Below are 15957 nucleotides of genomic sequence, written 5' to 3'. Positions count from 1 at the left end.
CCCCCGCTGTGAACCGGATAATATTCCGTCTCACTCATCGGGGTAAGCCGACCGGTACATGTCGAGATAGCGCTTGGCCGAGGCCGTCCACGAGAAATCCTGACGCATCGCGACCCGCTGGACCGAGCGCCAGCGCGCCTGATCCCGCCACAGCTCCAGAGCTCTGCGGCAGGCGGCCAGCAGTTCCTCCACCGTCGGCTGGTCGAACACGAAGCCGGTGGCGCGCTCCTGGTCGATCGCCCAATCCTGGGCGTCCACCACCGTGTCGGCCAGCCCGCCGACCCGGCGGACCAGCGGCAATGTGCCATAGCGCAGGCCATAGAGCTGGATCAGCCCGCACGGCTCCGAGCGGGACGGCAGCATGATGACGTCGCACCCCGCCTGGACCCGGTGCGACAGCGGCTCGTCATAGCCGACGAAGACCCCGACATCGCCGGCGTGGCGTTCGGATAGCGACCGGAAGCCGTCCTCCAGCCATCCCTCGCCGCTGCCCAGCACGGCGAACTGCGCGCCCTCCTCGACCAGCGCGGGGATCGCGGACAGCAGCAGATCGAAGCCTTTCATCGGCGTCAGCCGGCTGACCACGCCGAACAGCGGCGCGTCGTCGCGTTGCCGCAGGCCGAACTCCTCCCGCAAGGCCGTCTTGTCTATCCGCTTGTCGTCCAGGGTGTCGAAATCATAGCGCTGGACCAGCGCCGGATCGACCGCTGGCGACCAGACGTCGTAATCCACGCCGTTGAGAATGCCCCACAGATCGGGAGCCCGCGACGCCAGCAAGCCGTGGAGCCCCCAGCCGCCATCGATCGACTGGATCTCGTCGGCATAGGTCGGGCTGACCGTGCTGATCCTGTCGGCATAGTACAGCCCGGCCTTCAGGAAGCCGATCTGGCCGTGATATTCCAGTCCGTCCACATCGAAACTGGAGGCTGGCAGCTGGAGTTCGCCCAGCAGGCTGGCGGGGAACAGCCCCTGATAGGCGATGTTGTGGATGGTCAGCACCGTCGCCGGACGCGGTCCGCCCCGTAACTCCAAGTAGGCGTGGGCCAGTCCCGATTGCCAGTCATGGCCGTGGACGACATCCGGCCGCCAGCGCCAGCCACCGTCGGGACCCGCCAGCCAGGCCGCGACCCAGCCGAGCAGGGCGAAGCGCAGGTGGTTGTCCGGCCAGTCCCGGCCATCAGGCCCCAGATAGGGGTTGCCTGGTCTGCCGTACATCTCCGGCGCGTCGACCACATAGCAGGGCACGCCGTCGGGCGTGCGCCCCAGCATCAGCACGGTGCCGCCCGTGGTCCACGGGTCCGCCAGCGTGCGGACCGGCTTCAGGTCGGCCAGCTTGTCCAGCACGGCGGGATAGCCCGGCACCAGCAGCCGGGCGTCGACGCCGATCTTGATTTGGGCCGCCGGCAGGGCCGCCGCGACATCGGCCAACCCCCCGGTCTTGATCAGCGGATAGACTTCGGAGGCGACATGGAGGACGCGCATGATCCGGTTTCCTCTCAGGCGCCCAGCCGGGCGAGCATCTCGCGGGTGATCAGGGTGACCCCCGAGTCGGTTCGGTGGAACCGGCGGGCGTCCTGGTCGGGGTCCTCGCCCACCACGAGATGGTCGGGTATACGGCAGCCGCGATCGACCACCACCTTGGTCAGCCGGGCGTGCCGGCCGATGTCGCAGTCGGGCAGCACGACCGCCTCCGTCAGGCTGGAATAGGAGTTGGCGCGGACCGAGCTGAACAGCAGCGACTGGCGGATCTGGGCGCCGGAGATGATGCAGCCGCCCGACACCAGGCTATCCACCGCCATGCCGCGGCGATCGTCGTTGTTGAACACGAATTTGGCCGGCGGCAACTGCTCCTGATAGGTGAAGATCGGCCATTGCCTGTCGTACAGGTTCAGATCCGGCGTCACCTTGGTCAGGTCCAGGTTGGCCTCCCAGTACGCGTCGATCGTGCCGACGTCGCGCCAGTACGGCTCGGCGTCGGGCTGGCTGTGGATGCAGCTGTCCTGGAACCGGTGGGCCATCACCTTGGCGCGCGGCACCAGGTAGGGGATCAGGTCCTTGCCGAAATCCCGGCTGGAGGTCGGGTCCGCCGCGTCGCGCTTGAGCTGGTCATAGAGGAACTTGGCATTGAAGACATAGATGCCCATGCTCGCCAGCGCCTTGTCCGGCTTGCCCGGGATGGCGGGCGGATCGGTGGGCTTCTCCAGGAAGCTGACGACCTGATCGTGGTCGTCGACATGCATGACGCCGAAGCCGGTGGCGTCCATCCGGGGCACTTCGACGCAGGGCACCGTGACATCGGCGCCCCGGCTGATGTGCCACGACAGCATCGCGGCGTAATCCATCTTGTAGATGTGGTCGCCGGCCAGGATCAGGACGTGCTCCGCGCCGCGGCTCTGCAGGATGTCCAGGTTCTGGTACACCGCGTCGGCGGTGCCCTGATACCACGACGTCTCGTCGATCCGCTGCTGGGCCGGCAGGAAATCGACGTACTCGTTGATCTCGCCGCGCAGGAAGCCCCAGCCGCGCTGCAGGTGGACCAGCAGGCTGTGCGACTTGTACTGGGTGATGACGCTAATCCGCCGGAACCCGGAATTGATGCAGTTCGACAGTGCGAAATCGATGATGCGGAACTTGCCGCCGAAATGAACCGCCGGCTTGGCGCGCCGGTCGGTGAGCTGCTTCAGGCGACTGCCCCGCCCGCCGGCGAGCACCAGTGCTATGGCGCGGCGTGGTGCGAGCCGCAGTTCACGTTCGATAGCCACGTGGGGTTCTCCTCGACCCTTTTTGGGAGCCCTTGTCCAAGGCCCTTCCTGGAATGCCCTTACTTGGGACACGGCCCGGATTCCCACCCTATCGGGGCGGCACCATCCCTCCCGGACCATCCCGGACGCATCCTTGCGGCCACCCTGCCACATTTCGCCGTCGTGGGCCAATCCAACGAGGTGCCGATTAAGGGGAGGATCGCCGATGGCGTCCAAGAAATGCACAATTTTTGGGCTGACTTTCGCGGTCAACCGCATTAGGATCGAATTATGACAAAGTCGAACCACCGCTGGTCCTTTGTTTGCGGGATAAGCGGTTGGGTTGGACCTCGTGTTTACCGCCTATTTTTTAAGCAAAGCCATCAAGCGACTCGGAGGCGGTGCCCTGCCCTTACGCTTGGGTTTTTCTGGTTCCGCCCGCAACTGCTCATTTTTCGAGCGGCACGGATCTTGAAACAGCGGGAGGACGAAGGGCGTCGGCCGTTCCGCCGAGGCCCACCGCCAGAACCCGTCGTAAGGATCAGGCCCCGTCGTCAAGGTCAGGACCCGGACCGCCCCACCCCAGGGTGGCCTTGGACCGGATCCATAAGATCAAGCGGGCCGTGCCGAACTGATCGAGAGGATGTGTCTAGAATGAGCCGTCTGTTTGCCTTCGCTGTTCCGCTGCTTGCGGCGATACTGGGAGCGGTCGCCTTGCCGGCCGGCGCGCTGGCCCAGACCGATGCCCCCACCATCGACACGGGCGACACCGCCTGGATGCTGACCTCCACCGCGCTGGTCCTGATGATGACCATCCCGGGCCTGGCGCTGTTCTACGGCGGCATGGTCCGCAAGATGAACCTGCTGGCCACCGTGATGCAGAGCTTCGCGATCTGCTGCCTCGTCGCCGTGATCTGGGTGGTGGTCGGATACAGCATCGCCTTCGGCAACGGGGGCGCCTATTTCGGCGACTTCTCCAAGGTCCTGATGGCCGGGATGGACATGAGCGCGCCGTTCTCGCTCGGCGTCGGAACCGAGACGCCGGTTCCCTTCACGATCCCCGAATCGGTGTTCGTGATGTTCCAGATGACCTTCGCGATCATCACCCCGGCCCTGATCACCGGCGCCTTCGCCGACCGCATGAAGTTCTCGGCCATGCTGGTGTTCTCGGGCCTGTGGTCGATCATCGTCTACTCGCCGATCGCCCACTGGGTCTGGCATCCGAACGGCTTCCTGTTCGCCGACGGCGTGCTCGACTTCGCCGGTGGCACCGTCGTCCACATCAACGCGGGCGTCGCCGGTCTGGTCGCCGCCCTAGTCATCGGCAAGCGCCGCGGCTATCCGACCGAGCACTTCGTCCCGAACAACCTCGTGCTCAGCCTGATCGGCGCCTCGCTGCTGTGGGTGGGCTGGTTCGGCTTCAACGCCGGTTCCGCCGGTGGCGCCAACGGCCGCGCCGGCATGGCGATGCTGGTCACCATGGTCGCCGCCGCGTCGGCCGCCCTGGCCTGGATGTTCGCGGAATGGATCGGCAAGGGCAAGCCCAGCGTCCTCGGCATCATCTCGGGCGCCATCGGCGGTCTGGTCGCCATCACCCCGGCCTCGGGCTTCGTCGATGTCGGCGGCAGCCTGGTGATCGGCGTGGTCGCCGGCATCATCTGCTTCTGGGGTGCCACCGGCCTCAAGCACATGATGGGCTATGACGACAGCCTGGACGCCTTCGGCGTGCACGGCGTGGGCGGCATCGTCGGCGCCATCCTGACGGGTGTCTTCGCCAAGGAGGCGATCGGCGGCAGCGCCGCGATCGGCCTGCTGGAAGGCAACAGCGGTCAGGTCGTCACCCAGATCTGGGGCATCGCCGCCACCATCGTCTGGACCGCCGTCGCCTCCTTCATCCTGCTGAAGGTGATCGACGTGGTCATCGGCCTGCGCGTCAGCGAGGACGTCGAGCGCGAGGGCCTCGACCTCGCCCTGCACGGCGAGGCGGTCCACTGATCGTCCCCACCTGACGAACGACCCAATGACCAGCCGCCGCCGGGACCTTCCCGGCGGCGGTTTCTTTTTTGGGCTGATCCAGTGGGCCAGGCGCTGGAACCCGCGGTTTGCGATCCCTTACCATGATCTTGGGCTGATGCCGCGGGAGCACGGCGTGTCGGAGCGGCTGGTCCGTCCCGGCCATGGTTTCAAGAGCTTCCGAACCATGTGGCGCACGCTGGAACGATGAAACCTGGGCGGTGATGAGAAAAGAATAGGTAAAAGCGATCGGCGCTAACGACATCGTCGCCAGGAAACCTTGATCAGTTCTTTGTTCGACATGCCCGCCCAGAAATGGCTTAAAATCGCGGGAGTTTTGTCTCAAGCAAAATCTTGCAACAGGACCGTGTCGAGCGGTCTTATCAGACACGCCGAGAAGCTGAAACCGGGCTACTCGACCTGTTTCAGCATATTGTCGAAGTGCATGTCCGTCTTGGTACGAACGAAGTGCCGACGGTGACCGGAAAACATTCCTCACTCAGTTGGAGTTCGCCATAAACCGTTCGACATCCGGCAGGCGCCATGTCTTGTCGAAAAGCGGCTTCTGCGGTCCGTAGAAGCGCATCATCACCTCCCAACCGCGGCCGGCCTGGGTGGGAATCCAGTTCGATTCCTTGCCGGCGGGTGGACTTGGGCCAAAAAATAGATCGACCGAGCCATCGCCGTTCACTTGAAGTCCAGGCGTCGTCGAGCCACGGGAGGGCCACGTCTGATTCCGGATCAAGGCGTGGGTGGTGCGATCATAGACTGTAGCCGACCAGTAGAGCTGAGCCGGCACATCCGCTGGCACCGTCAGCCGATAGCTTTGGCCGCCGTCGAACGGCTGGCCCGTCCTGTCATGAAGCGCCACCAGATAAAATTGGCCTGTTCCCAAGTGCTTGACGCTGGAGAACGCCATGGAGAAAAAGACGCCTCGGGTATCCGTGGGATACACTCCGGACTTGGCGAAGTTGTTCGATAGGCCCTCGGTCAATTCATGGGCAAGTGGGAGCGCCCACTGTCCATTCGGGTAATAGGGTGAGAACAGCGCCTCATAGCCGCGATCCAGCAGGGCATGGGCCTCGGTGGCGGCCTGATTCAGAAGTTCGCGCGTCTCGTCGCCGGGCTTGAACGGCTTGCCCTGTTCGATGCCGAGCGACTTGAGCGGGTCGATCATGACCCTGTCCCGCTCCAGCCACGGCTCCCTTTGAACGAAACGGCCAAGGGACTCGAAGAAACGGATGTCGTAGGGGATCGTGCTGTCGAACTCGACGCTGATCGCATCGACGAAAGCTGTCGGTGGAGGATTAACCGCGCTGGACAGCGGATAGAGCTTGATCTGCTTACTGTAGGCCACCGCCTTGGCTATGTCGGCGGCGGAGCCGCTGCTGACATTGGACCGCAGCAGCGCGCCGGCCATGTTGGTACCGGACTGGAGCACGATGTAACCGTCAGGCACCCTGCCGCCATAGCCTGGGGGAAGTATAAGGTACTTGCCGCCTTTGCCCTTGTCGGCACCAGCGGGACCGACATCCTCCAGGGCCACTTGCCAGGCATCGAAAATGGTCCCGGTGATCGAGCCTCCTTCGGCGATTGGAACCTCCACCACCACCGGGCCGACATCCTTCATGTCGATGAAGGGCATGAGGTAGATCGTGGTGGGGTTCGGGGTGAGCGTCTGGTTTTTCCAATCGAGGAAGTTCGACCAGTAGACGATCTGGTTCTCCTTTGCGCCTGCCTTCAGGGCGGCCTGGAGCATCAGGTCGTAGTTGACCGCGGGCATACCCCAGATCACGGCCTCGACCGCCCGGCGGTGAATCTGGCGCTTGTCAAGATCCTCGCCGGACGGGACCTGTGCATGCGCGGGTGCCGCCAAGACGATGAAGGCGAGGGCGGCGAGAACACATCTCCTCATGCTTTCCTCCGGTTTCCGCGATCTCGGTCAGAATGGGTTCAGGTAGTTCAGGATCGCCGTCTGCCGCAGCAAGACCTGACGGATGACGTGGGCCGCTCGTATATGATCGGTGAAAATCGCAGCGGCCCCGACGCTGCCGGCCGGCAGGCGGCGTGCCGCTTCGTGATCGTCAAGGCGAACCCGAACGACGAAGGGCGCCGCCTGGATCTCGGACGGCGCGGCAGCGAGGCCGCCAGGCTGGATCTGCCCGGTCGCGAGCGCCTGTAATACCGCCTCGACGCGCCCGGTGAAGATCTCACCCGGCAAGGGCTTGAACGTCAATTCCACAGGTTGGCCAGCCTCGACATAGCGCGCATAGATCTGTGGGACTTCCATGCCGAGGATAGTCTCCGACGTGTCGATGAAGGCCATTACCGGGGTCTGGGCGGTGACGCGAGCCCCTTTGCGCAGGGCCAGATTGGTGACATAGCCATCGGCCGGTGCCCGCACGCTGGTCCTGTCGAGGTTCCATTTGGCGCCGTCGAGCCGGGCTCGCAGTTGCTCGACCTCGGATTCCCGCTGCTGCACGTCGAAGGACCGCCCCGTGTCCCGGCTCCTGAGTTCCGCGAACTGGGACAGGCGCAACTCGGCGAAACGCAACTGCGCCTCGATGGCATCGACTTCCGCCTTGTAGGTGGTCGGGTCGATGCGGAACAGCACATCCCCCTCCTTCAAAGGGGTATTCGCCACGACCGGCACATCGGTCACCTCCCCGGACACGGAGGGAATGACCTGGACCGCGTTGCGGATCACCGCCACCGGTCCCGAAGGCGCACCCCAGCCCATCGGGATGAACAGGCCGACGAGGAGAGCGAACAGCACGAGGACCGGCGACAGCTTCCAAAACGTGTTCAGGGGAATGAACCGGAGCCAGACGAACAGGGCCAGCAGTGCGATGTAGGAATTGAGCAGGACAACGATCATCGCGGCGGCTCCCGCCGGGCCGGCACATCGACGTAGGCCCAGATCAATACCAGAGGCCAGAATACGAACCCGAAAACCAAGGTGGCCCAACTCCCGACCGTCACCGCCTCCGCCCAGGGATGGCCGCGCCTGCGGGCGATGCGACCCGGCATCAGTCCGAGCGCCGCGACGACGGCTACGATTGTCACGACGAGAACGATCAGGACAATCCAGGCGAAAATGTCGATGAAGGGCATGATGACCGTGTCAATCCTGTGCCGGGAACCGAAGCTTGATCATGGAAGCCGCCCTTGGGCGGGCACGCTGGCGCGATCAGCGCGTTTCGCCACCGGCGAAGCGGTCGGCAGGATGGCAGCGCCCGCCAGCAACTCAGATCCCCATGGGGGTCTCCTGGGCTCAGGGCGTGACGATGGCAAACCAGAACGGGGGCTTCTCGAACAAACCGGCGAATTCCGACACCGCTTCCCGGCGGCCGTCGATCCTTATGTCGCCGGACGTGAGTGCTTGCTCGACCGACATCTGACCCGATTGCAGCCGATCCAACGTCGCCTTGTTGAGCGTCAGCCTGGCATCCGTCGTGGCCGGTTTCCTGGAGTAGTTGAGCACGCGGTTCTCGACAAACAGCGCATACGACTCCCCGAGGTCGCTGAAAGCCATCGTCAGCGACAGCTTCTTGCCTGCCGCCTTGTCGGCATCGAGCTGCACCGCAAGATAATCGAACGTCATCTCCGGCGGCATTGCCCTGACCGTGTCCGGCCCCGCCGTTTCGATCTCGCCTGCGTTCGGAACACCGCGCCGCAACTCAAGCGCGCCTTGCAGATAAATCGAGCGCCACGGACCTGATTCGGCCTGGTAGCCCATCTGCTCGTAAGTGTCCGCGAGCAGTTCCTTGGCGACTTTGTTCTCCGGATCGGCGAAGACGACATGCTTCAAAGCCTCCGCGACCCAGCGGTACTCACCCTTGTCAAAGTCCGCTTTCGCCTTTTGCAGAATCGCGCCAGCTCCACCCATGTACTCGACGTATTTCCGGGCGGCATCCTCAGGCGGCAACTGGTCGAGCGTCGAAGGATTGGCATCGTAGAAGCCCATGTAGCGCTGGTAGACCGCGCGCGCGTTGTGCTTCAGGGAGCCATAGTAGCCACGATTGTACCAGGCCTTGTCCAACTCCGGCGGCAGCTTGATCGCGTTGGCGATCTCGACGCCGGTGTAGCCCTTGTTCATCAGGTTCACCGACTGGTCATGGATGTACTTGTACAGATCGCGCTGGTTCTTCCAGTATTCGATAATCCTGGCGTTGCCCCATATCGGCCAGTGGTGTGCCTGGAACTTGACGTCCGTCGCGTCACCGTAGAGGTCGATCGTCTCGTTGATGAACTTCGACCATGCCAAGGCATCGCGCACCTGCGCGCCGCGGAGCGTGAGGATGTTATGCATCGTGCTGGTCGTGTTTTCCGCCATCCACATGGCGCGGAACTGCGGGAGGTAGGTGTTCATCTCCGCGGGCGCCTCGGTGCCCGGCGTCACCTGGAACACCATGCGCACGCCATCGATGACGACTTCCTCGCCGGTCTGCTTGATCTCCCTCGTCGGGAGAATCAGGCCGCCGGTGCCGTGGCTCACCGTCTGGCCCAGTCCGGCCGTGACACCCCCTTGCGCGTTGCGTGGCAGGAGTGGTCCGTACATGTAAATGCCACGCCGACCCATGGCGTTGCCGGCGATCACGAACTCGCTGATCGCGTGTTCGGTGAAGTGCTCCGGGGCGAGGATTTGTACCTTACCCGCGCCAACGTCTGCCTCGTCAACGAGCGCACGCACACCGCCGTAGTGGTCGCCGTGGCTGTGGCTGTAGACGACCGCCAGCACGGGCCGTTGCCCAAGATGCTGATTGACAAGGTCATAGGCTGCCCTGGTGCTCTCGAAGTCACTGCCGGCATCAAGGATGATCCAACCGGCATCGCTCTGGACGAAGGTAACGTTGGCGAGGTTGTAAGCCCGCACCTGGAAGATGCGGTCATGAACGCGAAAAAGACCGTATTGCATGTTGAGTTGCGCATTGCGCCACAGGCTCGGATTTACGGTGTCCGGCGGCGGTTTGTCGAGATCGATGAACTGTTTGTACGCCTCGAGGTCCCAGACGACCTGGCCATCGGCACCTCGGATCGTCAACGTGTCCGGCCTTGCGATCAAATCACGCGTGGCGTTCTCGAAATCCTCGCGATCCTTGAAGTTCAGGTACTCCTGCACGGCACGGTTGGCCGCCTTGGTCGCCTCGGTCGCCGGCTTGGGCGCTGCACCGCCCGACGTGACGGCTTCCGCACCAACCGGGGTGGCGGTCTGTGCCTGGGCGAGTTGCATCGTCAACGGCACGACGGCCGCGGACGCAAATAGACCAATGGAATCCCTGCGGCTGAACTTCATGACGGCCTCCCGAGAAGAGGTTCAAAGTGTGAACCGTCCGTTTTGCCCTGAACTTATTGCTTGGCTCTTTGCAGGAAGTCCTGCACAACGTTGGTCATGTCGATGGACGACCCGCGCTGCACAGGCGGATACTCGGCAAGTGTCCTGAGATGCTCGCCAATGATCCCGTTACCTTGGCTGGAGATGCCGTTGCCCGCCGGCCGCTATTCCGTGACGGCAACGGCAATGGCCTCGGTATGACGGACCCGCACCTGGTCACCCCGCCTGACGGCTTCCAGGTTCGTGACATCCGGTCCGACTTTGACCTTGCGGATCTGGCCTGACGGTCCGCGGAGGGTGACCAAGCGATTGGAGTAGTCGATGTCCTCGACCATCGCGGTCAGTTCGCGGATGCGCAGGTTGTTGGCTTCCGGCTTATCGCCGAGTGGGGCGCGCTGGTCGGAGCTTGTGTCTTTAATCGTCGGCTTTCCCGTCGCCGGTTCCACCGCGATCGCTATGGATTCGTAGTACTGAGCTGTCACCACGTCACCAACTTCTATCTGGTCGAAGTTACGCACGCGCTCGTCCAGGGCATACCCCATCGTCGTGCCATCCTGGCCACGGAGCACAACCTCACGCTCGGGACGGTTGATCGCGATCACTGTGGCTTGGGTTTGAATGGTGTCGGTGGCCGCGACAACAGGCTTGGCCATGTTCTCCGTCTGCGAGCAGGCGGAAACCAGGAGCGTGGAGATACCAATGAGACATGTCATATGACTCTTGCGGTTCACGGAGGCTACTCCCTGCGAAGCCGCGCGGTCGCGGCGATTTTGGGGACCAGCAAACTAGCGGAGCGCTGGAAGCTCATGCCAGAAAGGACCTCTCATGCTATGAATAAGAATAATTTTTCTATGGGCATGGATAATCATCAGTATTCAGAAGCGAAAATCTATCGCACCGAGATCCTACTTTGAAACTAACGCGCGGCCATTTTCCAACTTCCGTCATCCACTCGGCATAGAGGAATGACGTACACGACCTTCTTGTCAGCCAACATGCCAACCACTCTGGTATCGCGACACGGCAGGCTTTTCTTATTATAAGTCATGTTGTAGGTGCGGATGACCGTGATGTCGCCGTAATGGCCAGTTTGGGGATTTGACCAGGAACGGGTTTCTCCGTCTGGCGCGCTGCCCAACATATCAGAGCTGACTTGCATGATGATCTTTGTGTCATCACCTTTGTAATGAGCCTCACCCAAGCGGTCGCCGAACAACAGTTGTGCCTCGACAACCTGCATGGGGAGAATGAGTACGGCGATTGGAACAAGAGCGTGGATTAATCTCACAACGTCCTCTCCAGGTGAACCAGAAACTTTCCCAGCGAACCTTCACCTTCGACGCCGCACACGGGTGGTTCGCAATACTAATGTGCGTCCAACATCTTATTGTTGTTCATATATGGACACAAAAAGAAATGTTTGGAAAAGGAAATTTCAGGTTAGACCAAACCTAAAGTTAATAGATAAGTCTAAAGAACACCCTCAATTTCAATAACTTCTAAACTCGCTGTTCATAATGCATATGAGAACCATGATACACGATAACAATGATATGTATAGTGAGAGGAAAATTAATAGGAAAAAATAAATATTAAAACTAACTTTATGGCAAAACTGTTTCGTGTTCTGATGCGGCGCGGATAGATCAAGCAAATCAGACCAAGATCATGATAGGGGATCGCAAACCGCAGGTACCAGCGCATGGCCCACAGGATCACCTCAGACGTGAACTGACGACCCTTGAACCGAAGCCCGCTCTTGGCCGTTGCTCTCGCTCAGAACTCGGCGTTCCACACAATCCGCCTTCGCGCGAAAAGCTGCGATAGAACCCAATGCCACGGCTTGCCCATTGGCTGTGTGACGCTGGAGGCGATCCTGATCGAGCCGCAGTCCATTGCCATTGACCAGTGCGTCATCCTGCGTTTCCCCAGCGCTAACAATATCATCGTAAAAAAACCCCACGCGCCGTCGAGTAGCGGCGTCCTAACGTAACCGAGGTTCGCCACGCCCTTACACGGCGTCAGCCATCCTTTCCGACCAACGTTTGAAATTTCTAGATAATTTCACCGCTCTTTCTATAATTATTTATACCTTATTATTTATCAATGCTTTTTGGTTCAGTGTCCATCCCGGATTCCTCTTTATCCATGTTGAAAGACAACTCCCCCAGCCCGAGCCATGCCGGCATCACCGTCAACTCTTCAGACTCCATCGAAGGATCGGCGGATAATGCCGTGAAATCGCCGCGTTGATCAGGCATCGTGTTGGTGTCAATGGGCAACGCTGAACGATCACCTTGAGAAAACCACCTGAACGACCGGATGACCGATCTTCCCGGAAGAAGTCCCCAAGCCGCGGCGGTGGTGACCGGCCGCCGTTTCTCCGCCGGCCACTCCTCCGGGTGCTGGGCGGCTGGGCCGCCGTGGGCGTCATCTGGGTTTGCGTCGCCGTGGCGGCGGTGGTGGCTTGGTACGCCTACGATCTCCCCGACGTGTCCCAGGTGGCGCAGGCGGAACGCCGGCCCGCCGTGACCGTGCTGGCGGCGGATGGCGCCACGATCCAGCGCTATGGCGACATCCACGGCACGACGGTCAACGCCGCCGACCTGCCACCCAACCTGATCCATGCCGTGGTGGCGACCGAGGACCGGCGCTTCTTCAGCCATTTCGGCATCGACCCGATCGGCCTGCTCCGCGCCGCCTTCGTCAACTTCCAAGCCGGCAGGGTTGTCCAGGGCGGCTCCACCATCACCCAGCAGCTCGCCAAGAACCTGTTCCTGACACCGGACCGGACGATGGGCCGCAAGGTCCAGGAGGCGATCCTGGCGATCTGGCTGGAGCGCACATATTCCAAGAACCAGATCCTGACCGCCTATCTGAACCGGGTTTATCTGGGCGCCGGCACCTATGGCGTCGACGCCGCGTCGCAGACCTACTTCAACAAGCCCGCCACCCAGGTCAACCTGCGCGAGGCCGCCATCCTGGCCGGGCTGCTGAAGGCGCCGTCGCGCTATTCGCCGACCACCAGCCCGGAGCGCGCCGCCGAACGCGCCGATGTCGTTCTGTCGGCCATGGTCGACGCCGGCTACATCACGCCGGACGACATCAAGACGATGCGCGCCGCCCCACCGACACCCCGGCGGAAACCGGAAGGCGACGGCGACCGCTATTTCGCCGACTGGGTCGCCGATCAGGTCGTCGGGTTCATCGGCAAGGAACACGACGACATCACCGTCCACACCACCATGGACCGCCGGCTCCAGCGCGCGGCGGAACGGCGGCTGGCGGCGACGCTCTCGGGGGCGGCCGTGGCCGCCGGCGCCGAGCAGGGCGCCGTGGTGGCGCTGAGCCCGGACGGCGCCGTCCGGGCGCTGATCGGCGGGTCCAGCTATGACGACAGCCAGTTCAACCGGGCGACCCAGGCCTTGCGGCAACCTGGTTCCGCCTTCAAGCCGATCGTCTTCCTGGCGGCGCTCGAGGCCGGCATGACCGCCGACACCCTGGTCGACGACGCGCCGATCCAGATCAAGGGCTGGCGGCCCGCCAACTTCGAGAAAGGCTTCCGCGGGCCCATGCCGCTCCGCGACGCGCTGGCCCATTCGGTCAACACGGCGGCAATCCGGGTGCTGGAACGGACGGGGATCGATCCCGTGCGCTCGGTGGCGCGGCGGCTCGGCATCACGTCGCCGGTCGCCAAGGACCTCAGCGTAGCGCTTGGCACCAGCGAGGTGACCCTGCTGGAACTGGCCGGGGCCTACACGGCCTTCGCCAACGGTGGCAGGGCGGTGTGGCCCTACGCGGTGACCAGGATCGAGGACCGCGCCGGGCGGGTGCTCTACCAACGCCGCGGTTCGGCCGGAGCCACGCCGGTGATCGATCCCACCAATCTAGCGGAGCTGAACCGCATGCTGATGGCGGTGATGGAATACGGCACCGGCAAATCCGCCAAGCTCGACCGCATGGCCGCCGGCAAGACCGGCACCAGCCAGGATTACCGCGACGCTTGGTTCATGGGGTTCACCGCCGATTACGTCGCTGGCGTCTGGCTCGGCAACGACGACAACCAACCGATGAAGCGGGTGACCGGCGGCGGGTTGCCGGCGAGGGTTTGGCGCGACTTCATGACCGACGCCCATATGGGATTGCCGGCCCGCGACATTCCCGGTCTGAACCACGCGCCACGCCGCCCCAGCGGTCCCATGCTGGTGGCCGACGATCCGGATGCTGGATCCGAGGCGGTTCCACCCCCGGGACCGGCCGGCCCCTTGTCGGATGTGCCGCTGCTGAACCAGTTCCAGCGCCTGATCCAGAACCTGACGGGAAGCGACAAGGTCGAGTACACGTATCCCGAAAGTAACTGACCGGCGACAACTCCGGGACGGTGAGTACCGCCCCGGAGTTGTCGCCAGGAACCCCGTCAGTCGCCCGACGCGATCCGATCCACCAGTTCCTTCACGGTTGGAATGAAGCCGTTCGAGTAGAACGGATCACTGGCGAACCGATAGGCGTTGTGGCCGGCGAACATCAGCTGGGTCTCGCAATCGTCCGAGTGGCTGATCTGCTGCAGGGTCTTCTGGATGCAGAAGGATCTTGGGTCGGCCTTCTTGCCGGTCGAGCCTTCCTCGTTCTGCGCCCAGTTGGAGAACATGCAGGCCGACAGGCAGCCCATGCAGGCGATCTGGTCCTGCAGGATCTCCCGCGACTTCTCGGTCGTCACGAAGATCAGCGTGCCGTCCGGCGTCCGCAGCGCCTCCTTGAAACCGGCCTCGACCCAGCCGAAGGCGCGGTCGCGGTCATGCGCGGTCAGGTAGACCGGCCGGCCCCGCGGACCGACGCGGAACTCCGTGTCGTGCTCGCCCACCGGCTGGACCGAATACGCCACCTGGCGCTCGCCGCGGCCCCGCAGTTCCTGGATGAACGGGTTGTTGACCGCTGACGAGTAGAAGCCGGTCGGCGAGAACTTGTTCAGGAAAACCTCGCCCTCCTTCAGCGTCAGCAGCTTCCGCTTCCACGCCTCGGAGATCGGGCTTTCCTGGGTCAACAGCGGACGGGTGCCATACTGGAAGGCGATCGGTCCCAGGTCGGGATTGTCGATCCACTCCTCCCACTCGCGCAGATACCAGACGCCGCCGGCCATGACGATCGGCGTGTCCTGCAGCCCGAAGCTGTTCATCATCTGGCGCAGCGCCAGCACGCGGGGGAAAGGATCCTCCGGCACCGTCGGGTCCTCGCCGTTGGACAGGCCGTTGTGGCCGCCCGCCCGCCAGGGGTCCTCGTAGACGACGCCGCCGAGATTGTCGGCGAACTTGTGATAGGCGCGCTTCCACAGCGCGCGGAAGGCGCGCGCCGACGAGACGATCGGATAATAGTGGATGCCGTAGCTGACCGCGATCTCGGCCACCTTGTACGGCATGCCGGCGCCGCAGGTGACGCCGTGGACCATGCCCTTGGCGCCCTCCAGGATGCCATGGAGGATCCGCTCCGCCGCGGCCATCTCCCACAGCACGTTCATGTGGATGCGGCCCTGGCCGTTGGAGGCCTCGTGGGCGATCCGGGCCTGGGTGATGCCGCCCGCGATCGAATAGGCCACCAGCTCCTCGTGCCGCTCGCGGCGCGTCTTGCCATGGTAGACCTGATCGACGGTGTTGCCGTCATCATCGAAGCTGTCGGCGTTCACGCCGGAAAATGTGCCGACCCCGCCTGCCGCTGCCCAGGCGCCGGAACTCTCGCCGTTGGACACGGAGATGCCTTTACCGCCTTCGACCAGCGGCAAGACCTCCCGACCCGAGATCAGCAAAGGCTTGAGCGCCTTCAACGAACCCTCCAAAAACTGCTGCTTCGAACTCGCGGACACGGCGACCCGCGCGC

Annotated in this window: 12 protein-coding genes; 2 read left to right on the top strand and 10 right to left on the bottom strand. The window is 63.0% G+C overall.

The window, feature by feature from the left end:
• Positions 1-30 precede the first annotated feature (30 nt).
• Complete coding sequence (gene glgA / locus N825_RS00355) at positions 31-1482, bottom strand: glycogen synthase GlgA (RefSeq protein ID WP_037445843.1); 1452 nt, start codon at positions 1480-1482, stop codon at positions 31-33.
• Between the two features lie 14 nt (positions 1483-1496).
• Positions 1497-2762: a glucose-1-phosphate adenylyltransferase gene (gene glgC / locus N825_RS00350; protein ID WP_037445842.1), complete on the bottom strand. Its 1266-nt coding sequence runs from the start codon at positions 2760-2762 to the stop codon at positions 1497-1499.
• Between the two features lie 633 nt (positions 2763-3395).
• On the opposite strand from glgC, the gene N825_RS00345 reads away from it, so the two are divergent.
• Positions 3396-4736: an ammonium transporter gene (locus N825_RS00345; RefSeq protein ID WP_037445840.1), complete on the top strand. Its 1341-nt coding sequence runs from the start codon at positions 3396-3398 to the stop codon at positions 4734-4736.
• A 517-nt stretch (positions 4737-5253) separates the two neighbouring features.
• Here the strand turns inward: N825_RS00345 and N825_RS00335 are convergent.
• From N825_RS00335 to N825_RS00300, 7 genes are all read right to left on the bottom strand, one after another.
• Positions 5254-6669 carry a DUF1254 domain-containing protein gene (locus N825_RS00335; RefSeq protein WP_037445837.1) on the bottom strand — a complete coding sequence of 472 codons (1416 nt, stop codon included), beginning with the start codon at positions 6667-6669 and terminating at the stop codon, positions 5254-5256.
• Between the two features lie 27 nt (positions 6670-6696).
• The gene (locus N825_RS00330; RefSeq protein WP_037445835.1) at positions 6697-7632 is read right to left on the bottom strand and encodes an HlyD family secretion protein; all 936 of its coding nucleotides are present in this window, start codon (positions 7630-7632) and stop codon (positions 6697-6699) included.
• Positions 7629-7868, bottom strand: a complete 240-nt coding sequence (locus N825_RS00325) for a DUF3302 domain-containing protein (protein ID WP_037445833.1) — start codon at positions 7866-7868, stop codon at positions 7629-7631. The genes N825_RS00330 and N825_RS00325 overlap by 4 nt, the downstream gene beginning before the upstream one ends.
• Before the next feature lie 160 nt (positions 7869-8028).
• On the bottom strand, positions 8029-10050 hold the full coding sequence (locus tag N825_RS00320; RefSeq protein WP_051511325.1) for an alkyl/aryl-sulfatase: 2022 nt from the start codon (positions 10048-10050) through the stop codon (positions 8029-8031).
• 203 nt (positions 10051-10253) lie between these two features.
• Positions 10254-10820, bottom strand: coding sequence for a hypothetical protein (locus N825_RS00315; protein WP_157618900.1), 567 nt, complete (start codon positions 10818-10820; stop codon positions 10254-10256).
• A gap of 185 nt (positions 10821-11005) precedes the next feature.
• On the bottom strand, positions 11006-11329 hold the full coding sequence (locus tag N825_RS00310) for a hypothetical protein (RefSeq protein ID WP_037445828.1): 324 nt from the start codon (positions 11327-11329) through the stop codon (positions 11006-11008).
• 856 nt (positions 11330-12185) lie between these two features.
• On the bottom strand, positions 12186-12371 hold the full coding sequence (locus N825_RS00300; protein ID WP_037445825.1) for a hypothetical protein: 186 nt from the start codon (positions 12369-12371) through the stop codon (positions 12186-12188).
• A gap of 120 nt (positions 12372-12491) precedes the next feature.
• On the opposite strand from N825_RS00300, the gene N825_RS00295 reads away from it, so the two are divergent.
• Positions 12492-14450 (top strand): transglycosylase domain-containing protein, encoded by a 1959-nt coding sequence (locus tag N825_RS00295; protein ID WP_063833565.1) that lies wholly within the window; start codon positions 12492-12494, stop codon positions 14448-14450.
• Between the two features lie 56 nt (positions 14451-14506).
• Here the strand turns inward: N825_RS00295 and N825_RS00290 are convergent, their stop codons facing one another.
• Positions 14507-15904, bottom strand: a complete 1398-nt coding sequence (locus N825_RS00290; protein WP_037446256.1) for an NAD(P)H-dependent flavin oxidoreductase — start codon at positions 15902-15904, stop codon at positions 14507-14509.
• Positions 15905-15957 lie beyond the last annotated feature (53 nt).

The organism is Skermanella stibiiresistens SB22 (assembly GCF_000576635.1).
In the GTDB taxonomy this organism is placed as follows: domain Bacteria; phylum Pseudomonadota; class Alphaproteobacteria; order Azospirillales; family Azospirillaceae; genus Skermanella; species Skermanella stibiiresistens.
The sequence above is the reverse complement of the archived record's forward strand: the minus strand, read 5'-3'. Positions and strand labels throughout refer to the sequence as shown.